The 23,632-nt window shown below is 62.0% G+C and carries 21 protein-coding genes and 2 pseudogenes; 12 read left to right on the top strand and 11 right to left on the bottom strand.

From position 1 onward, the window contains the following. The first annotated feature begins 16 nt into the window (after positions 1-16). The 6 genes and pseudogenes from FAZ97_RS19175 to FAZ97_RS19150 all read left to right on the top strand — a co-directional run bounded on the left by FAZ97_RS19175 (position 17) and on the right by FAZ97_RS19150 (position 7,660). A pseudogene (locus FAZ97_RS19175) lies at positions 17-913 on the top strand (LysR substrate-binding domain-containing protein). A gap of 165 nt (positions 914-1,078) precedes the next feature. Then, positions 1,079-1,936, top strand: coding sequence for a fumarylacetoacetate hydrolase family protein (locus FAZ97_RS19170; protein ID WP_158760011.1), 858 nt, complete (start codon positions 1,079-1,081; stop codon positions 1,934-1,936). A gap of 31 nt (positions 1,937-1,967) precedes the next feature. Continuing rightward, entirely contained in the window at positions 1,968-3,761 is a 1,794-nt protein-coding gene (locus FAZ97_RS19165; protein ID WP_158760010.1) for an FAD-dependent monooxygenase, read from the top strand. 16 nt (positions 3,762-3,777) lie between these two features. After that, positions 3,778-4,722 (top strand): VOC family protein, encoded by a 945-nt coding sequence (locus FAZ97_RS19160; protein WP_158760009.1) that lies wholly within the window; start codon positions 3,778-3,780, stop codon positions 4,720-4,722. 405 nt (positions 4,723-5,127) lie between these two features. Further along, a complete protein-coding gene (locus FAZ97_RS19155; RefSeq protein ID WP_233271791.1) occupies positions 5,128-6,513 on the top strand; it encodes a phospholipase D-like domain-containing protein in 1,386 nt (461 codons plus the stop codon). A 367-nt stretch (positions 6,514-6,880) separates the two neighbouring features. Next, positions 6,881-7,660, top strand: a complete 780-nt coding sequence (locus FAZ97_RS19150; RefSeq protein WP_158760008.1) for a class I SAM-dependent methyltransferase — start codon at positions 6,881-6,883, stop codon at positions 7,658-7,660. Positions 7,661-7,732: 72 nt separating this feature from the next. Here FAZ97_RS19150 and FAZ97_RS19145 read toward each other — a convergent pair whose 3' ends face one another. The 3 genes from FAZ97_RS19145 to FAZ97_RS19135 form a co-directional block, all read right to left on the bottom strand. Further along, complete coding sequence (locus FAZ97_RS19145; RefSeq protein ID WP_158760007.1) at positions 7,733-8,599, bottom strand: aliphatic sulfonate ABC transporter substrate-binding protein; 867 nt, start codon at positions 8,597-8,599, stop codon at positions 7,733-7,735. A 129-nt stretch (positions 8,600-8,728) separates the two neighbouring features. Further along, positions 8,729-9,049 carry a BON domain-containing protein gene (locus tag FAZ97_RS19140; RefSeq protein ID WP_233271816.1) on the bottom strand — a complete coding sequence of 107 codons (321 nt, stop codon included), beginning with the start codon at positions 9,047-9,049 and terminating at the stop codon, positions 8,729-8,731. Positions 9,050-9,443: 394 nt separating this feature from the next. Beyond that, complete coding sequence (locus FAZ97_RS19135) at positions 9,444-10,487, bottom strand: AraC family transcriptional regulator (protein WP_158760005.1); 1,044 nt, start codon at positions 10,485-10,487, stop codon at positions 9,444-9,446. Positions 10,488-10,970: 483 nt separating this feature from the next. Here FAZ97_RS19135 and FAZ97_RS35240 point away from each other — a divergent pair, with 483 nt between their 5' ends. Beyond that, the gene (locus tag FAZ97_RS35240; protein ID WP_199272154.1) at positions 10,971-11,135 is read left to right on the top strand and encodes a hypothetical protein; all 165 of its coding nucleotides are present in this window, start codon (positions 10,971-10,973) and stop codon (positions 11,133-11,135) included. A gap of 305 nt (positions 11,136-11,440) precedes the next feature. Next, positions 11,441-11,626: a hypothetical protein gene (locus tag FAZ97_RS19130; protein ID WP_158760004.1), complete on the top strand. Its 186-nt coding sequence runs from the start codon at positions 11,441-11,443 to the stop codon at positions 11,624-11,626. Between the two features lie 94 nt (positions 11,627-11,720). Here FAZ97_RS19130 and FAZ97_RS19125 read toward each other — a convergent pair whose 3' ends face one another. Further along, a complete protein-coding gene (locus FAZ97_RS19125; protein ID WP_158760003.1) occupies positions 11,721-12,473 on the bottom strand; it encodes an SDR family oxidoreductase in 753 nt (250 codons plus the stop codon). 198 nt (positions 12,474-12,671) lie between these two features. On the opposite strand from FAZ97_RS19125, the pseudogene FAZ97_RS19120 reads away from it, so the two are divergent. Further along, positions 12,672-13,172, top strand: a pseudogene (locus tag FAZ97_RS19120) (GntR family transcriptional regulator); the annotation flags it as partial. 71 nt (positions 13,173-13,243) lie between these two features. On the opposite strand, the gene FAZ97_RS19115 reads toward FAZ97_RS19120, so the two are convergent. Next, positions 13,244-13,747, bottom strand: a complete 504-nt coding sequence (locus FAZ97_RS19115) for a DinB family protein (RefSeq protein ID WP_158760002.1) — start codon at positions 13,745-13,747, stop codon at positions 13,244-13,246. Between the two features lie 124 nt (positions 13,748-13,871). Here FAZ97_RS19115 and FAZ97_RS19110 point away from each other — a divergent pair, with 124 nt between their 5' ends. After that, positions 13,872-14,498: a TetR/AcrR family transcriptional regulator gene (locus FAZ97_RS19110; RefSeq protein ID WP_158760001.1), complete on the top strand. Its 627-nt coding sequence runs from the start codon at positions 13,872-13,874 to the stop codon at positions 14,496-14,498. A gap of 54 nt (positions 14,499-14,552) precedes the next feature. Here FAZ97_RS19110 and FAZ97_RS19105 read toward each other — a convergent pair whose 3' ends face one another. Together FAZ97_RS19105 and FAZ97_RS19100 are read right to left on the bottom strand one after the other, a co-directional pair. Further along, positions 14,553-15,737, bottom strand: a complete 1,185-nt coding sequence (locus FAZ97_RS19105; protein ID WP_233271790.1) for an endo-1,4-beta-xylanase — start codon at positions 15,735-15,737, stop codon at positions 14,553-14,555. Positions 15,738-16,080: 343 nt separating this feature from the next. Beyond that, positions 16,081-16,392: a BON domain-containing protein gene (locus FAZ97_RS19100; RefSeq protein WP_158760000.1), complete on the bottom strand. Its 312-nt coding sequence runs from the start codon at positions 16,390-16,392 to the stop codon at positions 16,081-16,083. Between the two features lie 845 nt (positions 16,393-17,237). On the opposite strand from FAZ97_RS19100, the gene FAZ97_RS19095 reads away from it, so the two are divergent. Further along, on the top strand, positions 17,238-17,660 hold the full coding sequence (locus tag FAZ97_RS19095) for an SRPBCC family protein (RefSeq protein ID WP_158759999.1): 423 nt from the start codon (positions 17,238-17,240) through the stop codon (positions 17,658-17,660). A gap of 85 nt (positions 17,661-17,745) precedes the next feature. Here the strand turns inward: FAZ97_RS19095 and FAZ97_RS19090 are convergent, their stop codons facing one another. The 4 genes from FAZ97_RS19090 to FAZ97_RS19075 form a co-directional block, all read right to left on the bottom strand. After that, complete coding sequence (locus tag FAZ97_RS19090; RefSeq protein ID WP_158759998.1) at positions 17,746-18,687, bottom strand: ABC transporter substrate-binding protein; 942 nt, start codon at positions 18,685-18,687, stop codon at positions 17,746-17,748. Between the two features lie 96 nt (positions 18,688-18,783). Then, the gene (locus FAZ97_RS19085) at positions 18,784-19,809 is read right to left on the bottom strand and encodes an ABC transporter permease (protein ID WP_158759997.1); all 1,026 of its coding nucleotides are present in this window, start codon (positions 19,807-19,809) and stop codon (positions 18,784-18,786) included. A 19-nt stretch (positions 19,810-19,828) separates the two neighbouring features. Continuing rightward, positions 19,829-21,340: a sugar ABC transporter ATP-binding protein gene (locus FAZ97_RS19080; protein ID WP_158759996.1), complete on the bottom strand. Its 1,512-nt coding sequence runs from the start codon at positions 21,338-21,340 to the stop codon at positions 19,829-19,831. A gap of 134 nt (positions 21,341-21,474) precedes the next feature. Continuing rightward, entirely contained in the window at positions 21,475-22,236 is a 762-nt protein-coding gene (locus FAZ97_RS19075; RefSeq protein ID WP_158759995.1) for a GntR family transcriptional regulator, read from the bottom strand. Between the two features lie 86 nt (positions 22,237-22,322). Here FAZ97_RS19075 and FAZ97_RS19070 point away from each other — a divergent pair, with 86 nt between their 5' ends. Next, the gene (locus FAZ97_RS19070) at positions 22,323-23,621 is read left to right on the top strand and encodes an L-fuconate dehydratase (protein ID WP_158759994.1); all 1,299 of its coding nucleotides are present in this window, start codon (positions 22,323-22,325) and stop codon (positions 23,619-23,621) included. Positions 23,622-23,632: the final 11 nt, after the last annotated feature.

The raw sequence follows: 23,632 nt of genomic DNA, 5'->3' as shown, positions 1-23,632 counted from the left end.
TGCCAAAGGAACAGTCATGGACGACCTGAACGACATCTACTACTTCGTGAAAGTGGTCGAAAACCATGGTTTCACGCAGGCAGGCCGGGCGCTCAACATGCCCAAGTCCAAGCTCAGCCGGCGCGTCGCCGACCTCGAAGCCAGATACGGCGTTCGCCTGCTCAACCGCTCCACACGCCATTTCTCGGTGACGGAAACCGGACAGGAGTTCTACGAGCGCTGCCTCGCGGTGCTCGTGGAAGCCGATGCCGCCCGCGAGGTGATGGAGCGCAGGGTTTCCGAACCCCAGGGCGTCGTGCGCATGAGTTGCCCGACGACGCTGCTCGAATATCGCATCGGGGCCCTCGTGGCTGACTTCATGATGTAATACCCGAAAGTGCGGATTCTTCTGGACGCCACCAATCGCAGGGTCGACGTCCTGGGCGAAGGACTCGATCTCGCGCTGCGCGTACGTTTTCCGCCGCTCGAAGACAGCGGGCTCGTCATGCGTGTGCTCTCCGGCAGTCCGCAGCGTCTCGTTGCGACGCCGGCGCTCCTGAAGCAGCACCCAACGGCGACGCATCCGGCGGATCTCGCCGGCATGCCCAGTCTCGACTGGGGACCGCCGCGCGATCACGCCTGGACGCTGGTCGGCCCGGACGCCGCCGAGGCGCGCGTGCCTCACGCGCCGCGCTACATCACCGACGACATGACGGTGCTTCGGCAGGCCGCCCTGAAAAGCGTGGGCGTCGTGCAGTTGCCCTACATGGTCGTCGAGAACGAGCTTGAGAAAGGCGCGCTGGTTGACGTGGTGCCAGGCTGGAAGCCCAAGGGCGGCCTCGTTCATGCCGTCTTTCCGTCTCGCCGGGGCCTGCTGCCGGCCGTGCGCCTGCTGATCGACTATCTCGCCACGCACATTCAGAAAGACGAGTGAGCGCCGCGCGCGGCGAGGCATCCGGTTTCGGTCGCTCCCGCTTCGATTGTTCCTTTGACAGGACACTCTGTACGGCCGCGCGATCTACCGCGGCCGCCAGCCCATTTCTATTCTTCCCTCATCGAGCTTCGATATGCCACCACACTGACAACACATGGAGACGCCATGCGGTACATCCACTTTTCTCCCGACAATCGCCGCCGGCTGCTCGGCATCGTGCAGGGCAATACCATCCGCTCGCTCGGCGAGACGACCCTTGACGATCTGCTCGCGCGTGGCGTCGACCTCGCATCCTGTGGTGCGGCGCTCAACGCGGGCGCCGAGGAATTCCCGACCGCTGCCGTGACGTATCTGCCGCCGCTCGCACGCCCCGGCAAGCTGCTCTGCATCGGACTCAACTACGCCGATCACACGAAGGAGAGTCCGTATGACCAGCCCGACTATCCAACGATCTTCCCGCGCCTGAACTCGAGCCTGATCGGACACGACGCGCCCATGATCCGCCCGCGCATCTCCGACTCGCTCGATTTCGAAGGCGAACTCGCGGTCATCCTCGGCAGCGGCGGCCGCCATATTTCGAAGCAGCGTGCGCTCTCGTGCGTGGCGGGCTACTCGATCTTCAATGACGGCTCCGTGCGCGAGTACCAGTTCAAGTCGCCGCAATGGACGGTCGGCAAGAACTTCGACGGCACCGGCGCGTTCGGCCCGATGTTCGTCACGGCAGATGAACTGCCCGCAGGCGGTGCCGGCCTCAAGCTCGAAACCCGCCTGAACGGCCAGGTCGTGCAATCGGCGAATACGAACGACATGCTGCACGACGTCGCTTCGCTCATCGCGGTGATCAGCGAAGCGATCACGCTGGAAGCCGGCGATGTCATCGTGAGCGGCACGCCCGCTGGCATTGGCTGGGCGCGCGAGCCGAAGCTCATCATGCGTGCCGGCGACGTATGCGAAGTCGAGATCGAAGGACTTGGCGTATTGCGCAACATCGTCGTCGATGAGGACGCGGCGAGCCAGCGTTGATCGAACATTAGATTCCCCAGAAGGAGGAGACATGAGACAGATTCGCGTCCCGGTATTCGTCGTGGGTGCAGGCCCCGCCGGACTCACGACCGCCGCATTGCTGGCGAAATACGGCGTCGACGTGCTGGCGATCACGCGCTACCCCGGCACGGCCCATTCGCCTCGCGCGCACATTACGAATCAGCGCACCGTGGAGGTGTTTCGCGATCTGGGCATCGAGGATCGCGTGCGAGCCCTCGCCACGCCCCACAAACTGATGTCGAACAACGTGTGGGCGACCAGCTTTGCCGGCACCGAACTCGCGCGGCTGCAGACATGGGGCACCGGCGTCGGGCGCAAGTCCGACTATGAGGCGGCGAGCCCCTCGCAGATGTGCAATGCGCCGCAGCACCTGCTCGAACCGGTCATCCTCGCGGCGGCGCGCGAATATGGCGCGCAAATGCTCTTCAATACGGAGCTGGTGTCCATCCGGCAGACTGAAGAAGCCGTTTATTCGCGGCTCGTTGATCGCGTGACCGGCGAGGAAATCGAAGTGATCTCCGACTATGCAGTGGGCGCGGACGGCGCGCAAAGCGTCGTCGCGCGGGATCTCGGCTTCGAGATGGATGGCGAGATGGGACTGGGCTGCGCGGTCAACTGCTGGCTGGAGGTCGATCTGGCGAAGTACACGGCGCACCGCCCTGGCGTGCTGTACTGGATGACCCAGCCGGGCAGCGACTACTGGGTGGGCAGCGGCACCTGGATCTGCGTGCGCCCGTGGAACGAATGGGTCCTGCTCTTCATGTACGACCCGAGAGAGGGCGAACCCGATCTCAGCGAGGAAGCCGTGATCGCGCGCGCCCGCGCCACCATCGGCGAGGCGGACATCCCCGTTCGTGTGAAGGCGGTTTCGAAGTGGACCATCAACCGGATGGTCGCGCGCACCATGGTCAAGGGCCGCGTGGCGATCGCCGGCGATGCCGCGCATCGGCATCCGCCAGCCAACGGGCTCGGCTCGAATACCTCCGTGCAGGACGCCTTCAACCTGGCCTGGAAGCTCGCGATGATCGTCAAGGGCGAGGCATCGCCCGCGCTCCTGCAAACTTACACGGACGAGCGTCAGCCGGTTGCCCAGGGCGTCGTGAACCGCGCAATCAAATCGGTCGGAGAGATGTTGCCGATTGCCAATGCTCTTGGCTTCTCGCAAGGGCAAAGCGCCGCAGAAGGCTGGGCCTCGCTCGACGAACTGTTCTCGGACAGCGAAACCGGCAAGGCGCGCCGCAACGCACTTGCGCAAGCCGTCGAGCAGCAGAACTATCAGTTCAACTGTCATGGCGTCGAGCTGGGGCAGCGCTACGAATCGGCAGCGATCGTGCGCGACGGTGCCACCTTTCCCGCCGCGCTGCGCGACCCCGAACTGTATTACCACCCCACCACGACGCCCGGCGCCTATCTCCCCCATGCGTGGATCGAGCGCGAGGGCGAGAAGGTGTCGACGCTCGATCTGGTCGGCAACGGCGTGTTCACGCTACTTACCGGGAGGGGCGGCGAAGCCTGGCTCGACGCGGCACGGCAGGTCGGCGACGCGTTCGGCATCAGGATCGACGCGGTGCAGATCGCACACGCGACCCCTACGTTCGACCCATACGGCCAGTGGGCAGCACAGCGCGAAATCGAGGACGATGGCTGCGTACTGGTACGGCCGGACCGCTTCGTCGCCTGGCGCTGCAACACGCGCGCGGCGGACCCCGCGATGGAACTGCGGCGCGTGCTGACCCAGGTGCTCGGCACTGCGCCACGCGCAACGAGCGGCGCGCAGGTGCATGCAAGCGGCGTGGCCGCGTGACACGGGAGTTGGGCTCATGACATCGACGACGATCAATCGCGCGCGTTTCGGCATTCATTCGATCGACCATTTCGCGCTCGATGTGCCGGATCTCGGCCAGGCCATGCGCTTCCTCGACGCGTTCGGCCTCGAACTGGAAGCGCGGCGTGGCGAACTGCTGCTGCGCACGCGACAAAGCGATCACGTGTGGGCGAAGGTCCGCGAGGGTGCGCGCAAGCAACTCGCGTATCTTGCACTGAACTGTTTCGCCGACGACTTCGCCCCGCTGCGCGGGCAGATCCTCGCAGCCGGCGCAAAGGCCGCCGCACCCGCCCGGCTCGCTTCCGACGACGGCTTCTGGTTCCACGATCCGGATGGCAACCTGTTGCAACTCAAGGCGGGCGTGAAGACGTCGCCCGGCTGCAAGCCGCGTTTGGACCGCGGATCGGCATCCTCGCGTTCGCGCGGTGCGTGCGCTCGCGCCGACGCGCCAGTCACCCGCCCCACGCGGCTTTCTCATGTGCTGATGTTCACGCCAGACGTGCGCGGCGCGGTCGCGTTCTACGAACGCGCACTGGGCCTCACGCTATCCGACGGGTCCGAGGGCATCGTGGCGTTCCTGCATGCGCGCTACGGCAGCGATCATCACCTGGTTGCATTCGCGCACGGTGCGGCGAAGGGATGGCACCACAGCGCATGGGACGTTCCGGATATCGACGCGGTCGGCCTCGGCAAGATGCAGATGCAGCGGGCGGGCTATCTCGACGGATGGGGCGTGGGGCGCCACGTGCTCGGATCGAACTACTTTCAATATGTGCGCGACCCGTGGGGTTCGTTCTGGGAATACTCGGCCGATATCGACTACGTCGGCGCAGGCACCGAGTGGCCCGGCGGCAATCATCCGCCCGAAGACTCCTTGTATCTGTGGGGTCCGGACGTGCCCGCGTACTTCTTCGAGAACACGGAAGCTGGAAACGCATGAATCCAGGGGTCGACAACGACCTCAGGCAGACCTCGGCCGGGATCAGTTCAAAGGTTGAACTGGCCGGCAATCGTGGTGACGGACTTCCCCTTCCACGCGCTCGTCCGCGCCTTCGCTGCGGCGCTCGAACGATACCGCAGGGCCCGACTCTCGCTCGCCTCATCCTGTTGCGCAACCATATGCCGCCCGCGCCACGGACCGCTCAAGGTCGTGCTATGCCTTCTGCATGAGCGGTCGTTGGAACCATGCTCGTAGATCGGCGACAATCGGACCTTCTGGAAAGCCATTTTTTAAGTTAGCGCGGCAAAACCTTCCAGACCTTCAAGAACGTAGGGCCCGAGACACATCGAACCAGTTCGCCACATCATGACCACAACAAGAAGTCAGGCGCTCATTGCGGCATGCATGCTTGCCACTTCTGTGCACGGCCACGCGCAATGTGTCGACATGGTCGCCAGCCTTGACGACGGTCAGTTGATGCAGTCGCGGATCGCGCTGGTCGACCGTGCCACGCCTGCCGAGCCGATCCGCATCCTCGCCTACATCTTCGAAATCGATCAGACCGGCGGCCTGCTGTTGCGTCATCTGGTCGAGGCCGCGCGCCGCGGCGTGCCGGTCAAGCTGCTGATCGACGGCATCGGCCCCGAGCCGCACTTCGCGTTCGAGGACGAGCTCATCGTCGCCCTGCACGAGGTGGCGCCCGGCATCGAACTGCGAATCTTCCATCCGCGATCCGATCTCGTCGAGATTTCGCATCGCATGCACGACAAGCTGTTCCTGGTTGGCGACACGGCCGTGATCGGCAGTACCTCGATCTGGGATGCCAGCTTCCGCAACTGGCTCAGCGAGCGCGATCTGATCGTGTCGGGCAACACCGGCCAGGACGCTTCCTCCCTGCACGCCATGGACCAGCATTTCGCCTTGTTCTGGAATAGCCCGGAAGCGGTTCGCCCCGAGCCGGAAAGATACCTCGAAGTTGCCAGTCCATATCGCGTCTCGCAGGCTTATGCGACGCTGGACCCGGCGCGCATCCGCTATTGGCGCGAATGGCTGCTGGCTCCGCTCGACGGGTCAGCCCAGGCGCCGGACCTGGCCGCTTCCGATACGCCCACTGCCTCCGATGCACCCGACGATCCCGCCGCTGCGCCCGCTGCCGGGGCGGATTTCGATCCTGCCTGGATGCCGATCGCCTGCGATCGCCTGCGCTATGTCCACGACTGGCCCGACAAGCGCTCGCCGGGCACGCTGCAGGACATGCTGCAAGCGTTCGATATGGCGCAGCACGAGATCCTGATCATCAACCCTTATCTGATCCTGGTGCCGGAACTGCGCGAGGCGCTCGAGCGCAAGCAGCGCGAAGGTGTCCACGTGATCCTGGTGAGCGCCTCGCTGTCGAGCATCACGCAGGAATTCCCCGCAGTCGGTCGCGCCTACGCCGACGATCTGCCCGGCCTGGTGAATGCCGGGATCGAGGTGCGCGAGTATTCCGACCGGGACAACCGCATGATGCACGCCAAGCTGGTCCTCATCGACGGCCATCAATACTATCTCGGCAGCTTCAATTTCGATTCGCTGTCGGCCCGCTTGAATACCGAAAACGGCCTGTGGATAGATATCCCGGAGGACGGGCTCGATCCCTTGCAGGACAGCGTGGCGTACTACCTGCGCAACTCGAGTTCGGTGAGCGACGCCAATCGCCGCCTGCTTGCGGATCCCGATGCGCGCTGCCGGGCCGCCGGCTGCGGCGGTGCCTGGCGGTGGGTGACGACGCTGATCAGGAACTACCTCTGACTACGTGGCCAGTTCGGGTCGCCGTCCGCATCGTATCCCGCCGCAGTCGGCCAGGAACGGCCGCAGTATGTGTTGGCATAATCTGTCGCAGCGCTTACGAATTTTTTTCGATACTCATTCGCAGCCGATCTATACTCAAGAACACCACGGCCTCCCCGGCTAGCAGCCAGTTCACCCGGCTCAAACAGTTCATGGTTTCGTCGTCGATCATCCGTAATAAGGATTCCGGATGAATGCACGCGCACTGCCCAATTCGGCAGAGTTGGTTAAGTTTCATGTCACCTCACTACGAGTCCATCCGGTGCACCGGGGGCTTGAGCGTTGCGTGCGCGATGCGACAACGCTTTAAACGACGTGCGAGGCACTCATGTCCGGCTATGCGTTGGATAACTCCTGGGAGCATGCGAATCGCCGTCTGGCGCTGCTCGAGCAAATGCTCGACCCGATGACCGAGCGTCGCATCAAGATGCTCGGCGTCGGTCAGGGGGCGCGCTGCCTGGAGGTTGCGGCCGGAAGCGGCTCGATCGCGAAGTGGCTGTGCGAGCAGGTCGGGCAAACCGGCAGCGTCATGGCAACCGATATCAACACCACTTTGCTCGACGAGATCCGTCTTCCGAACCTTGAAGTTCAGCAACATGACATCGTCAAGTCCGAGCTTCCAGCCTCCGCATTCGATTTTGTCCACGCGCGTTGGATACTCCACCACCTGCGCGAACCCGAGCGTGCGATTCGCCGGATGGTCGATGCACTTCGCCCGTCCGGGTGGCTGTTACTGGAGGAGGTCGACTTTTTCCCGGTCCATGCGTCATCGTCCGACGTGATCCGTGAATTCATGGTGGCACTCGTCAACACCGTTGTGAAAGCGTCGGGGCGAGACTGCTTCTGGGCTCGCATCCTTCCGGAGACCGTGGCCGCCATGGGACTCGCGCAGGTGGGGGGCGAAGGAGAGTTTCCCGTGATCCAGGGCGGCTCGCCCGCCGCGGAATTCTTCGAGTTGACTGCCGTGCAGATGCGCGACCAACTGCTCGCGACATCTGCACTGCCTCTGTCTCGACTCGATCAGGCACTGCAACTCCTGAAATCACCTGATCTATGGGCTTTCGGCGGCGGCAATATTGCCGTATGGGGACAGCGAAGCGCTACATGATTTCGAGTTTCACGCGACGGACGCTGCCTCGGATGCCGAGCGAGGCTTTTCCGCGCCGCATTGCCGCTCGGGTCAGCTGGCGAGCGACCAGACGGCGTTACGCACCACGATAGGCCCTGGAATGAAACCCACCTTCAGGAAGGCGTCGGCGGTTTCCTGCAACTGAGCGGCGATCGCGGGCGTGACAGGCCCCACGGTCAAGTCGCTGCGACCGATGGCGAGACGCACCGCATCAATGTCCATGCCGATGGCAGCCGAAGTCGCCTCGGCAAACTTGTCGCGATTTTGCGCCGCCCACGTCGTGACTTTTGTCACCTCATCGATAACCGCCGCGAGCGTTTTCGGGTGTTCCCTCGCGAACTCGGGATTGGCTACGTAGACGGAATTGCCGTTGACAATATCCTTTGTGGTGGCGATCGCGTGTGCCCGCTGGACGCGTTCCGCTAACGCGAAGTAAGGGTCGTGGACGACCCAGACATCGACGTCGCCGCGCGCGAGCGCCACAGAGCCATCTTTGGGCGACAGCAATACGGGGACGATGTCGCCATAGGCGAGGCCCGCCTTGGAGAGCCATTTCAACAGAACGCTTTGTCCACTGGTGTTGCGGGCAAAGGCTACCTTCCTGCCCCTGATGTCCGCGATAGATCGGAGGGCGGATCCTTCCCGCACCAGCATCCCGTGTTCCGACGCAGGCATGCATGCCACATAGACGAATTTCGCGCCGGCTGACTGCGCAACGATAGCGGGCACGTCCCCCACCCAACCGAAGTCGATGGCCCCTGAACCGATTGCATCCATCATCGGCGGTCCGAGTTCGAATTCAGTCCATTTCACCGCTTCGACGCCGAGCGGCTTCAATCGCCGCTCGAAGACGGCTTCATTCCTGGCAACGCTGAGCAGGCCGGCCTTCTGGTAGCCCACACGGAATTCAGTCGGCATGGGCTGCGCATAGCTGCGTTGGATGAGACCTGCGCAAAGCAACCCGAGGCCGCCTACGACGACCGATCTTCGAGAAATAGGCATTTGATGTCTCCCCTTGCCGAACGGCCTCATTTTGCGAGACATGCGTTAGCGGCTGTTTCGCAGGACCAACTGATTCGACACCGACCTGACTCCGCGCACTGACCTTGCCGCGTTGCCGGCTAGCCCGATCTGCCTTCTTTCCGGCACCCATCCCGTAAGCGTAACGACGCCGAGGCGCGCCCTGACGCGAATGCCTGATGCATCCACGCTCGGTGTCCGTCTGAGGGCGTCGCGGACGTCTCGGGTCACCGCGCTATCCGGCCTGTTCTGAAGCCGCGACGTCGAGTAGGCTGCCCTTTGCACAGTCGCGCCGTCCCGGGAGTCCACGCCCGTTTGCGCGTACGCACGGATCGGGCTACTACTCATGACGACCATAACGAGGATCGCGCCGATTTTGCTGCTCGCACCGTTCACGTTCATACTCCCCTCTGCAAAAGCCCTCCTTAAGCCTAGCCCTTATAACCGGCAGTGCGACGAAAACGATCCCGGTCATCGCCGCACGCGTCGCCTGTTTCCATTCGCCCGATCACGACCATGGATGATGTTCGCTTCGGTTGACTGCGCAATGGTATTCGTGCTTCCATCGCCTTGAACTGTTGCGTCATGCTCAACCCAGTGTGGCGAGTGCAGCGCGGGCGTCGTGAAGTTCTATGATCGAGTCGCCATGCGACATGACTGAAACGCCGTCTCGACTCGTGTTAATGGACACCCTTCGAGCCAGATGATGTTGTGGAGACCACGCTGCGTCTCACGCGAGGCATCACTGATCCGGCAATGCCGCAGCGCCGCTCGTGTGTTGTGAATGCCGCGCCGATGCGCCCACGTCGCCGGTCTTTTCCTTGCTTTTTCGCCAGCCCGCCGGCGGCATGCCGAATTCGCGTCTGAATGCGCGACTGAACGCGGCCTCCGACTCATAGCCAATCTGTTCAGCAACAGCGATGATCGGCTTGCTGCCGGTCAGGAGCTCCTGCGCCGCAATCTGCATGCGCCATCTCGCGAGATATTGCATGGGCGGCTGCCCCAGAAGTTCGCTAAAGCGTTGCGCCAATGCGGAGCGCGACAAGCCCACCTTGCGTGCAAGCTCGTCGACGGTCCATGCATGTGCCGCTTGAGCATGAAGCAACGACAGCGCGCGTCCAACGTAGCGGTCACGCACGCCAGCAAGCCACCCGGTCTGGTCCTCAGGTAGCGCTTCAATACAGCTACGGATCGCTTCGACAAACAGCAGTTCCGATAGCCTCGCAAGCACAATCGTGCCACCCGCGCGCGATTCGGCCGCTTCGGCGGCTGCAAGATTAAGCGATGACTCGAGCCATGCCGCACGCGGATCCTTGCGCATGTCGATCTTGAAGAGTCGCGGCAGCGATGAGAGCAGCGGATTGTTCAACGTATCGTCGCTGGCCAGAAAGCCGCACACGATGCGCGTCGCCGCGCCGCCACCGCCATGGGACAGCGTCATGACTTCCCCCGGCGCTGCCGCCATTTGCCCAGCCAGCAACGAGTCTGATGGCACGGGCGAAAGATCGATCGCGCTGCCCATGATGTGTGTTTCGCCCTGAGGCACCACGAGCAGTTCGCCGGCATGGACGTGAATAGCCGAACCGGGATCGTCAGCCAGTTGGACCCAGCAATTCCCCTCGACGACCAGATGATAGGAAACGATACGCTCGGAAGGCGGTAAATAGGCGCCGCAGAGCGAGGCATCGGTGCGACCGATCAGGCACCACGGCGCGGTGAATATCCCGTTCAGAAACACGGCGCCACTCAGACGAATGGCACGCAGAACATCAGAGACTGCATCCATGGATCGCTCGCGTGAAATGCGATTTCCCGCGCGACAGACTTCGCCGCCGGTCATTCGTCACGATGGACAAGGGCTCCATGTTATACCCGCAATCCCACTCGATGACAGTTTCCTTACTGATGATTCACCGTGCTTAATGAAGCACTTTACGCGTCTGACTCGAACTCCCGTTTTGTAGCCGCGTGGTCGAAAGAGCGCGCGCTTGATCAGGATGACCTGGCAATTTTTTGACGCCCGGCGACGGGCACGCATGCATCGTCAAGAAGTGGACGATCGGTCAAAAAAGATCGACGCACGAGCAGGACTGCAAGGGTTCCCTGCAGGCAAATTGCGTCACAGGAAGGATCGTCACGGATCAGCGTCACCCCGACTTCGGAATCAAGCCTTCCTCGGACCTTGAAAGCCTGGCGCGTCAACCGGTTCGCACGAAGCGGTTCACACAGCGACTTGCGGCGTCGGCAAAAACGATAGCGTGAGATACCGATGAAATGCCTGATAAACCGCGTGATGTATCACCCGATGGTCGCGTTATCCGTTTTCTATCTGGCCGACGTGATGCATCACGTCGACTACAGCGTCTTCGGTGCGCTTCTGCTTCTGTGCGTGAGAACTGTCTCGCGTATTTTCAGTGGATTCAACAAGGGATAGGGCGGGAATGCAAAACGGTGACTCATGACTTCCGATCCCGGACCGACCGCAAGTGTCGCGATCCAACCCACAGTGCCAGCCAGAGAGTTGGGTCCGCCCCACCGGCCTGGCGCGCACGCAGGTCCACGAATTCGTGCTGATCGCCATTCAATATCCAGTATGTTCAACTCGCTGCGATATCGCTTACCGCGGCGCCTCGGTTTGGCACGCGCTTTGCCTTAGTCATTATCGAGGAGTCAGTAGCGACACCCTCAAAACAAGCACTGACATTCCCGGACTGACCAACTTGCCCTTGGAGAATCGAAATGAACGCACTGGTAATCAAAGACCTCCCCGTAGCCGTCGAGATGGCTCGTACTGCAATGCGCGCCGTTAGCGGCGGTATGTTGCCGCAGCAGATCGTGAACATCATCCAGGCCGTGAACGACTACGCAAACGACTCTCCTGTCCAGCACAGTTTTACTGGCAGTGGGACCTCTGTGACGTACTAGCGGAATCACGGTGATTTCGTCGCTCAAGGCCCCTCCAACGAGGGGCCGGCGCCAACGCCTTGCTTGCTGATGCAGGTTTCGCATCAACCTGAAATCACCCCTTGTTCGCTTGCGCCACCCACTGGTCCAGGCTCACGCGGCCAATCCGCGCATCGCCGAGCGGCACGAGCGACTGTTCCTCGACGCGACCGCCGTAGTAGCGCGCTTCCTGATCCGTCGCCACCGGGCGCGGGTCTCCAACCGACTGTAGATAACGTCCGACAATCGTGGCGAACGGCTCGCGGTCCGGGCCCGCGATATCGACAGTACCGTTCAGTGGCGCGGCAAGCGCGACCTGCGCGAGGATCGCCGCTACGTCATCCGCGGCTATCGGCTGAAACAGGCCGTCCCCAACGCGCACCGTTCCGTCTTCCGTGGCGGAATCCGCAATGGCGCCGATGAATTCCATGAACTGGGTCGCGCGCACGATCGTGTACGGCATGCCCGCCGCTTCGATCGCCTCTTCCTGCGCAACCTTGGCAACGAAATAAGCATTCTCCGGCGTGCGCTCGCAACCGACGATGGAAAGCGCGACGTGATGGCGTACGCCCGCGGCCACTTCCGCTTTGTCGAGGTTGCGCGTCGAGGTGCGGAAAAAATCGAGCACCGCCTGCGGCTCCCACGAAGGCGCGTTCGCCACATCCACGACGACATCGGCGCCGTCCAGCGCGTGGCTCAGGCCTTCCCCCGTCACGGCATTCACACCGTTACGCGGCGACGCAGCGAATGCCGCATGACCCGCCTCGCCAAGCAGCGTGACAACACGCGAGCCGATCAGCCCGGAACCACCGATTACGACGAACTTCATGGCACATTCTCCAGATGAGAGTCAGTTGACACGGGTACGCGGCTGGCGGCCGTTGCATTGCGTGAAAGGACTCGCCACCGTCGCGTCGTGTGAACCTATTGTGGGAAGATCATGAACTATCGAAAAGTGCCAAGAATTGTCGAGTCGACCAGGACATGCTGACTCATCTCCGCTTCTGCGCTTCCCGGCAAGACCGTCATGACCGTGCCGCCCACTGAATTCACCGTCAATATCGATCGGCAACTACAGTTGCCGATCTACCTGCAGATCTGCGCGCGCTTCAGAACCGCGATCGCGGCTGGGCATTTGCGTCCGGGCGATCGCGTGCCCGCGTTGCGCAGCTTCGCCACGCAACTGAACACGGCGCGCGGCACCGTCGAGCTGGCCTATACGATCCTCGTCGACGAGGGCTATCTCCAGATGCGCGGCGCGGCCGGCACGTTCGTGTCGCCCTCGCTGCCCGCATCGGTCACGCACGCGTCGCGTACGCAAGGCGCCAGGGAGTCGAACGGCAGGCAGGACACGAAAGGAGCGGCCGCGCCGCAAGCGCCAAGCGAAACGCGCAGCGTTCAACCGGCAGCGCGCCCGCTTGCCATTGCCGCCGCCATGAGCGGCGAGCCGCGTCCGCTGCAACCTGGGCTGCCCGCACTCGACGCGTTTCCGGTCAAGGTTTGGAATCGTCTCGTTTCGCATCGCTCGCGCATGGACGGTTAACGAGCGGGCCGGCTTCCGGGTCAAGCAAGTGTTGCGACTGAGTGGCCGTCCACGCGTCACCCTCGTCCCCTCGTCGACGCCTGTGCTTCATGCAACCAGGTCGTGAAGCCATCTCGCGCCGGCGAAACGGCGTTGAGCAGCATGAGGGCGCTGACCTGGCCACGGTGGCCGGTGCCGTGGTTGATAACGTGCACGAGCATTTCCTCCCGGGACATGCGGCCCGGGGCGCCATCGGTGAACACGAAATCGATCCGTTCCGCCAGGGCGTCGCGATCGAGCCCGCACACATACTCGATGTATTCCTGATCGGACCTCCTGATGTCCGCAGCCAGATCGTCCAGCGTTGGCAACTCGCTCAGGTTGGCCGACGTATAGGGATGGGCCTTACGCTGCAGATGCGCCGCGAAGATCCGGTCGACGACATAGCTATGGCTCAGGGCCTTGATGGCCAGTCGCGTAAGGGTGAGTCGACGCCAGACACCAAGCCTCGCCAGCGCGGTCAGCAGCTCGTCATTCGCCCAGGCCTTGTATCGAAACAGATGTTGCAAGGTGTCATGCATGTCGTGACTCCTTGAGGTTTTTTGCGCGTCGCCCAAGCTGCGCAAGGGACTGCCTTGCATTGCCATGTCGAGTAATGTACGAGCTATCATTCGCTTTTCATACTCGCATTGGCGGCGTGGAAAAATGGCAAGCAGACCGCTCATCAAACCCAGGAAGATCGCCACTCAGCAACGATCTCGCGCGACGGTCGACGCGCTGGTTCAAGCGACTGCTCGCATTCTCGTCAAGGAAGGTTTCGACAAGGCCAGCACCAACCGCATCGCAGCGGTGGCGGGAGTGAGCGTTGGTTCGCTCTACCAATATTTCCCCAGCAAGGAGGCACTCGTTGCCGCCGTCATCGAGCGCCACCAGCAGGAGATCACGCAAATGGTCCGGCGCGAGTTGGCGGGCGTGTTGACGGAATCGATCGACAAGGCGGTGCACAAACTCGTCACGGTTGCGGTGAAGGCTCACCGCGTCGATCCCAAGCTTCATCGCGTACTGGCGGAGCAGATTCCGCGCGTGGGCAAGCTGGAGAAGCTGGAAACGTTCAACCGTGAGAACTTTGCCCTGTTCAGCGCTTATCTGGAGAGGCACCGCGAGGAACTGCGTATCGACGATCTGGGGCTCGCGTCCTATGTATGTGTGACGACTATAGAGGCGTTGACACACAACGCTGTGCTGCACGACTCCAGGATGCTTTCGGATCAAACGATGGAGGCACTCGTCGACGAGGCGGCGCGCCTCATTACCGGATATCTGAAGAAATGAGGACCTGCCGCACCGCGCCTATCACAAGGCAAAGCTGCGGCAGACGCGCTGACGTTATGGCTGATAAGACGAATCGACGATCGTCCACAGCGCAGCTTTCGGCTTCAGGTTTGCATCGAAAGGCAACGGCAGGTTGTTGCGCGGCACCGGCGTCGACGTCAGCCACGTATGCTTGTCCGAGTAGCCCCAGAACGTCACCGCCTTGATGCTCGGCTCCTGCTCGAACAGCGCGAACACCGCACGATATCGCTCGGCTTGCGCGCGCATGATGTCGTTCGGCACGGGATGGCCGAGGTCCGGCAGACAGGCATGCGGATGGCTCCAGCATTCGCCCGGATCGGTATAGAGACTCACGTCGAGCTCGGTCACCTGGTTTTCGAGGCCGAGCGCGGCGACGTCGTCGAACGCCTGCTTGATGTGCGGCAGCGGCGGCCATTTCACGCTGATATGCATCTGATGCCCCACCCCGTCGATCGGCACGCCCTGCGCACGGAGATCGCGGATCACCGCGAGCAGCTTCGCGCGCTTGCCCGGATCGTCAGTGTTGTACTCGTTGATATAGAGCTTCACGTTCGGGTCCGCCGCGCGCGCCGCGCGGAAGGCGATCGCGATGTAGTCCTTGCCGAGCGCGCGATACCACGGGCTGTCTTCGCGATACACCTGATGCGGGTCGTCGCTGATCACTTCGTTGACCACGTCCCATGCATAGACCTTGCCGCGGAAGTGTGTGACGACATCGGTTACATATCGATCGAGCCGCTTCGCCACGATGTCGCGATAGTGAGGGTCTTGGGGATCGCCGGCAAAGAACCAGGCCGGCGCTTCGGTCCAGTCGCCCGCCTTGAAGTGCCAAACCAGCGTATGGCCGCGCACCGCAATGCCGTGCGCCTGAGCAAAGGCGACGATCTGGTCGGCCGGCGCGAAGTTGTACTGGCCTTGCGCGACGCCGATCGTGCCCGGCTTCATCTTGTTCTCGGCGGTGAGACTCGAGAACTGTGCGGCGATGAGCGCCGCGTCGGCGGGACTGTCGATCGAATCGGGTTCGATCGCCGCGCCGACCTTGAAGTGCGCGGCCATCACACTGCGCAGCGGCGGCAGCGCTTCAGCGGGCGCCGCGGCGAGCGGCCGCCCGTCGTGGGCAGCCATTGTCTGGTTGTTCGCGCAGCCCGCGATCCATGCGAGCGTGCAAACGGCCACGGCTGCGCAGAGCACGCGCATCGAAGTCCTCAAAGGACGCATTGCTGGTCTCCTCGTGATGTGACGCTCGTCCGGATGGAGTCTAACCACCTGCAACGTTAGCGGTAACAACGCGGATGTTAGGCAGCGTCTCACGGACCGGCTATGAGGGATTTACCTGAGGAATGAACGACGCGATGCAGGATGAACGCGTGTCGGGTCGATCGATTTGATCGCAGCGCGATTTGACAGCGCTTTCAAATGGAGTTGCACCGACCTGGCGCGCCACCGACGGCGCGAAGCGGAGTGCCAGTCACTCGATCCCAACTGGCGGGATGGGAAAACCGAAAACCCTTTGGCGCGCGGCGTGCTTCAATCGTCGTGCGCGCGGCGATTCAGTTTGATTTCAATGCGCGTTCAACGAGCCTCCATCTGGGGAGAGCCGGTTGTCCACCGACGTGACACCGGGCACCGACATCGCGCTCTGCTCGGCGCGCGCGACGTGTTCCCGCTCTGGCACCCATCCCAGCAGCGTGATCTGTCCTGAGTGAGCAAAGACAAACATGTGTGACATCCCAACGCCGCTGCGCGCCTGCGCGACGCGCACGGCATGGGCAAGCTGCGCGTCAGAGGCTTGCGCATCAGCCTGGGCATGGGCCACCGGCGCGATTGCGCCTGAGATTAGCAACGCGAGCGTAGAAGCAAGGGCTGTTTTCACGATACCTCCTTACAAGTACTACGGTATGCCGGCAAACTCCGCCGGCAATGCTTCCGGTCCGGCTCAATACGCGGCCACGGAAGTGCATCGGACAAATCCTCTTGCCATGGCTCGCGTCGCGGCGATCGCGATTGCGCGTCGAGGTTTTGTCGGCTGGGGCGATGAGCGGTTGTGCCCTCGCCCGCAGAAAAGCGTGCAGGTGCGGTGCGTTCGAGCGGGACGTCGCGGGCGCGGCGTGGCGGGGGAACGGCGGGAGCCGAGGGATGGGAGCGGGTCGGAGCGTTCGTGACGGAGCGCGGGAGCCCGACGGATGCACTGACAATCCCGCACTCAGCCAGCTACGCGGCCGAGCCCGGCTCGTTTGCCTGGCATCGTATGCATTGATGATAGTCGCTAATGTCCGCCACTGCTGGCGGCTGGGAAACCGGTTCGTCAAGCGTAAACCGGCAACCGCTGCGGTTCGTGAGCGTGCAGGTCTGCGTGGCGCGCTGGGCGTGGACGCTCACTGCGTACGCGCCGCCCGTGGCGAACAGCGTCGTGAACGTGAAAGCGCTGTCGCCGGCGAGGGTGAATGTATCGCTACCGTTGTTTTTGTCGCATGTTCTTGATTGTTTCTGCCGGTACCGGCGGCCGGTCCGGTTATTTCTGATTTTGGTTCACGCTAATCGTCGCCTGCACAATGATTTAACGCGCCGCGGCCACGACGGCGGATCACCAATATGCGGTATCGGACTCGGCCGGTGGGGACTTTAGCTCGCATTGCGCACTCCTGGCCATTGCGACGTTGACGACGTAGCTTTCCAACGAATAATATGCGCGCATATTCTTCTTTGGACGGAGCTGACATGTGGTCAGTTGAGGTCACGGGTGAATGTTCTGCGACACCGGCACAGGTTTTTGGCGTCCTGGCGGAACCGGAGAAGTGGTCGGAATGGAACAAAGGTGTCCTTAGAATCGAAATGCACGGACCGTTCCGGGCTGGCACCACTGCGGTGATGGTTCTGCCAGACTCGACGAGGTTGCCGTTCCGCTTCGGGTGGGTTGAGGCCGGCAAGGGTTTCGAGGATGTCACTGAAGTGCCCGACGCTGGCGTGGTCGTTCGCGTTCGTCACGCGCTTTCGCCGACCGAACGCGGCACTCGGATCACATATCGTTGCGAGGTCGATGGCCCTGAGCCGGTAGCCCGCGAGGTGGGCGCGCTTGTGACCTCCGATTTCGCCGACGTCATCGCCGCTCTTGGTTTGCGGGCAGAACAACTGGGCAAGTGAGTCGTTCGAGGCTAATGCCGCAGACTCGCAAAAAAAGAGGAAGAGCCGCAACTCTTCCTCCCGCCTTGCGCGTGACCCACACCCATCAGTCGTAAAGCACCGCAGCGATCTTCGGATCGCTCATATTGGTCTTGTCGTACCAGTAAAAGCCCGTGTCGATCTTCTTCGGCAGCGTCTCGCCCTTCAACGCCTTCGCCGCGGAATCGACCACGCACTTGCCGATACCAACCGGGTTCTGCGTAATCGCGCCCGCCATCAAGCCGGACATGATCGCTTCCTTTTGCTCCTTGCCCGAGTCGAAGCCGATCAGCACCAGTTTCTTGCCCGACTCCTTCACACCGATCGCCGCGCCTTCGGCCGAACCTTCATTGGCGCCGAAAATGCCCTTGAGGTTCGGGTTCGCCTGAATCATGGCCTTGGCGATTTCCGCCGACTTCAGGTGGTCGCCGGCGCCGTACTGCACGGAGACGATCTTGATGCCCGGGTGCTTCGTCTTCATCTCGTTGAGGAAGCCGTCGCGCCGGTCGATACCCGTGCGGCTCGTCTGGTCATGCACGATCACGCCGACTTCCCCCGCGTTGCCGATCATCTCCGCCATCTTGTCGGCGGCGAGCGCGGCGGCGGCCAGGTTGTCCGTCGCGCAGGTCGTGAGCGGAATATCGCTATCGACACCCGAGTCGAACGCGATCACGGGAATCTTGTTCGACTGCGCGCGTTTGAGCAGCGGAATGGCGGCCTTGCTGTCGAGCGCGGCAATCCCGAGCGCCTGCGGTTTCTTGGCGAGCGCCGCCGAGAGCATGTCGATCTGCTTGTCGACCATCGCCTCGGTTTCAGGGCCTTCGAACGTGATGCGGACATTGTTCGCCTGCGCCGACTGTTCCGCACCGGCTTTCACGGCTTGCCAGAACTGATGCTGGAAGCCCTTCGAAATAATCGGAATGTAGGGTTCCTCAGCATAGGCCAAGTTCGACGCGCCCACGAGCGCGCCCACTCCGATGACGGCACTGATCAGTTTTCTTTTCAACATGACATTTCTCCTCCAAAGGTGGGCCATAGACCTCCAGCCGTGAGGGAGTCTTGCTTTTTACTCCCCGTTCTTTCCGTGCTTCTTCCGTCTCCTCTTTCAACGCTTCTTGCGCCGCAAGATATCCGCATAAACCGCGAGAATGATGATGAGCCCCGTCACCACGATCTGCCATTCCTGCGCGACCGACATGATGCGTAGGCCGTTTGTCAGCACGCTCATGATGAACGCGCCGATGATGGTGCCGAGTATCGTGCCCGACCCACCGCTCAGCGACGTACCGCCAATCACGACCGCCGCGATGGCTTCCAGCTCGTAACCCTGGCCGAGCGCTGGCTGCGCCGAATTCAGACGCGAAGCGATCAACAGACCCGCAATGCCGCAAATCGCGCCGCCAAGGCCATAAATGGCGATCTTCCAGCGATCGACATTGACGCCCGAAAGGCGCACGGCCTCTTCGTTGCTGCCGAGCGCGAACGTATAGCGGCCAAGCGCCGTGCGGTTAAGCGTGATCGAACTCACAATGGCGAGCACAAAAAGAATCAGCACGGCGTTCGGCACGGGCACGCTGGGCAGGAAATAGCCGATCAACGAGTCCTGCGAAATCATGTAGAAGTTTTCGGTGTCGTTGAAATAGATGGGCTTGTCGGACGAGACCACGAGCGAGAGCCCCTTGAGGAGCAGCATCATGCCGAGCGTGGCGATGAACGGCGGTATTTTCATCTTCGCCGTGAGCGTGCCCGATACCGTTCCGCACAGCGCGCCCGTTGCGATGGCTGCAAGCACGCCGATCCACATCGGCAAATGCCAATACGTCAGGAACACGCCGCAAATCACCGCCGTAAATGTCATCAACGTGCCAACGGACAAATCGATGCCGCCCGTGATGATGACGAACGTACTGGCAATGGCGAGCACGCCGTTGACCGCCGTTGCCTGCAGAATGCCGAGGATATTGTCCATCTGCATGAAGGCAGGCGAGGCGAAGCTGAAGAAGATCAACAGCAGGATCAGGCTCGCGAACGCGAGCATTTTCTGCAGCGCAGTGGGCGAGAAAATACGCGCCCTTAAGCCGGCCGACCGTTTCTGATCCGCCAGTGCCGCAGTATCCGATTGCATAGTCATGGATTCGACCTCTTGAGGCTCATGCCGCTTGCAAGGTTTCGCGCTGGGTCGCGAGATGCATGATGCGCTCCTGAGTCGCCTCGCTGGCGGAGAGCTCGCCAGTGATACGGCCTTCGCACATCACTACGATCCGGTCGCTCATGCGCAGGATTTCCGGGAGTTCCGACGAGATCATCACGATCGCCTTGCCTTGTTCCGCAAGCGCACGCAGCAGCTTGTAGATCTCGCTTTTCGCGCCGACGTCGATACCGCGCGTGGGCTCGTCGAAAAAAAGCACGTCGCAATCGCGCTCCAGCCATTTCGCAATGACGATCTTCTGCTGATTGCCGCCCGAGAGCAGACGCACCGGCTGCGTTGCGGAAGGCGTGCGAATGGCGAGCAGACTGATGAAATGCGCCGCCGTCTTGCGTATTTGCATGCGGCGCAAAAACAGATTCAGCGAGAGGAATTTGCCGAGATTGGACATCACGATGTTCGATTCGACGTCCATGCCGGTCGCGAGACCAAAGCGCTTGCGGTCCTCGGAGAGATACCCGATGCTGTGCGCGACCGCGTCGCTCGGCGTTTTGATCGACGCCTTCGCGCCTTTTACGTAGATCTCGCCGGATTCGACCGGGTCCGCGCCGAACACGGCTCGCGCAACTTCGGTGCGGCCCGCGCCCATGAGACCCGCGAAGCCTAGTATTTCGCCTTTGCGCAACGTGAAGCTCACGTCCCGCACGAGCGGACCGGCGTTCAGATGCCTCACTTCGAGCGCGACTTCGCCCTGGTGCGCCGGACCCTGATAAGGCGCGACGTCGGCGAGCGTTCTGCCGACCATCATGCCGATGATGGCCTGCACGCTCGTATCGGCGGCGGTGACGGTAGCCACGTATTCGCCGTCGCGCAGCACGGTGACGCGATCGGCGATCTGCTTGAGCTCATCCATCTTGTGCGAGATGTAGACGATCCCCACGCCCCGCTCTTTCAACTGGCGAATGATGCGGAAAAGCTCGGCGATTTCCGCGTCGTTGAGCGCAGAAGTCGGCTCGTCCATGATGAGCACGCGCGAATCGTACGACAGCGCCTTGGCGATCTCGACCATCTGCTGGCTCGCGACGGTGAGCGAGCCGACCACGGTGCGAGGGTCGAGTTGGACGTGCATGCGCGAGAGAATCGCGCGCGCCTGCGCATTGAGTTTGTCTTCGTCGAGAAAGAGTCCAAGACGCCCGCGCGGCTCGCGGCCAATGAACATGTTCTGCGCGACGGTCAAATGATTCATCAGCTGGAGTTCCTGATGAATGATGCCGACGCCCACGGCCTGGGCCTCGCGCGGGCTGGCGAACGCGACGTGCTGGCCGTCGTAGAGAATGTCGCCCGAGTCGCGCGTATAGACACCCGCGAGAATCTTCATCAACGTCGACTTGCCCGCGCCGTTCTCGCCCATCAGCGCGTGCACTTCGCCCGCCATGAGCTCGAATTGCACTTCGTGCAGCGCTCTCACGCCGGGAAAGCTCTTGCTCAGCTTGCTAACGGAAATGAGCGGCGTCATGGCGCAAATCCGTAAAGAAAAGCCAGACACATTACCGGGGCCCCTTGATTCCGTGCGCGGAGCGGCTTGCGGCGCTGCACGAAGTGGTTGAAGTACGGTCGTTGCTTGACGTAAGGCTAAGCTGCTCAGGGTACTTAAGGTGCAAAGAGATCCGGCCGCGCTTTCGCGGACCGGTGCAGCTCCTCGATCACCTGATCGAGATGGTCGTGCATGGCTTTCGCCGCCGCGTCGGCACGGCCGGCGCGAATGGCCTCGAAAATCCGTTCGTGTTCGTCGAGCGTATGCACGAGACGCTCTGGGCTTGCCAGCAATTGCCTTGCACGATCGAGCGCGTTGCGCGACACCGCGACGATCTCTTTCACGCGCGGCAGGTTCACCGCGTCGAGCAGGATTTCATGAAACGCGAGATCGAGCTCATGAAACACAAGACGCTCTCCATGACCGGCGACCTTGCGCTGCTCGTCGAGATTGGCGGCCAGTGCGTCGATCGTGGCGCTATTCTTCATGCGCGCGACACCGCGCACCGTTTCGACTTCCAGCGCGCTGCGAATGAACAGATGCTGCCGAATATCGTCGAGCGCGATCGGTTTGACACGCGTGCCGCGCTGCGGCAAAACTTCGACGAGACCCGCATGCGCGAGCTTCGCCAGCGCGGCGGAAACCGGAAAGCGCGACACGCCCATGCGTTCGCAGACCGCCGTCTTGTCGATCATCATTCCGGGTTCCAGCGCGAGCGTCACAATCGCTTCTCTCAGCGCCTGCTCGACCGCATCAGTCAGGCTGCCGCGCTCGCCGCCCCTGATCTTTTGCAGTGCGACATAAGGATTGCCGGCGACACTCGCCACCTCGGATGAAGAGTTCACGGCGCGCTTGATTTTGAGAAGACATGCTAGCATGCTAGGTAGCAGATTCAGCGTTGTCAACGCGTGCAAACGCCTGGTTTTCCCCTACCCGAAAGCCGTCCCTTCCATAGGGAGTTCGAATGACCACGATCAGCAAACTGTCCGTTCGCGACATCCGCTTTCCCACTTCGCGCTCGCTCGACGGTTCCGACGCCATGAACGCCGCGCCGGACTACTCCGCCACTTACGTCACGCTCGAAACCGATTCTCCAGACAAATTCACAGGGCACGGACTTACATTCACCATCGGGCGCGGCAATGAAATTTGCGTGACAGCGGTCAACGCGCTGGCGCCATTGATCGTCGGCAAGCGGCTCGAAGACATTACCGCGAATATGGGGGCATTCTGGCGCGCATTTACTTCGGACAGCCAATTACGATGGATCGGACCGGATAAGGGCGCGATTCATCTAGCCACGGCGGCGGTCGTCAATGCGGTGTGGGACCTGTGGGCGAAATCGGTTGGCAAGCCCGTATGGAAGCTGCTCGCCGACATGAGCCCCGAGGAACTTGTGCGCTGCCTGGATTTTCGCTATGTCACCGATGCGATCACGCCTTACGAAGCGTTAGCCATCCTGCACCGCCACGCGAAAACGAAGGGCGTGCGCGAAGCGGAAATGCTCGCGCAGGGCTACCCCGCCTATACCACCTCGGCAGGCTGGCTAGGCTACGACGACGACAAGATTCGCCGCCTCGCGCGCGAAGGCGTGGCGCTGGGCTGGACGCATTTCAAGCAGAAAGTGGGCGGCAATCTCGACGAAGACGTGCGGCGCGCGCGCATTCTGCGCGAGGAGATCGGCGAGAACCTGAAGCTGATGATGGACGCCAACCAGGTGTGGGACGTGGATGAAGCGGTGGCGAACATGCGGCGTCTCGCGGAATTCGACCCGTGGTGGATCGAGGAGCCGACGAGCCCCGACGATATTCTCGGCCACGCGGAGATCCGCAGGCGATTGGGCTCGATTGGGGTTGCCACGGGCGAGCATTGTCACAATCGCGTGATGTTCAAACAGTTGCTGCAGGCCAAGGCGATCGATTTTTGCCAGGTGGATGCCTGCCGGTTAGGTGGACTGAACGAAGTGATCGTCGTGCTTTTGATGGCGGCGAAGTTCGGTATCCCGGTGTGCCCGCATGCGGGCGGCGTGGGACTGTGCGAGTACGTGCAGCATATTTCGCTGTTCGACTATCTGTGCGTTTCGGCTTCGCTGGAGAACCGGGTGCTCGAGTATGTCGATCATTTGCACGAGCATTTTGTCGACCCCGTCGTGATTCGCAACGGGCGCTATATGCCGCCGCACACGCCGGGCTATAGCATCGAAATGAAGCCGGATTCGCTTGAGAAGTACACGTTCCCTGATGGTGAGGCGTGGCTGCCTTAAGGGGCTCTTAG

The sequence above is a fragment of the Paraburkholderia acidiphila genome, from assembly GCF_009789655.1.
In the GTDB taxonomy this organism is placed as follows: Bacteria; Pseudomonadota; Gammaproteobacteria; order Burkholderiales; family Burkholderiaceae; genus Paraburkholderia; species Paraburkholderia acidiphila.
Note: the sequence above shows the minus strand (reverse complement) of the source record. Positions and strands in the feature narration are given on the sequence as shown.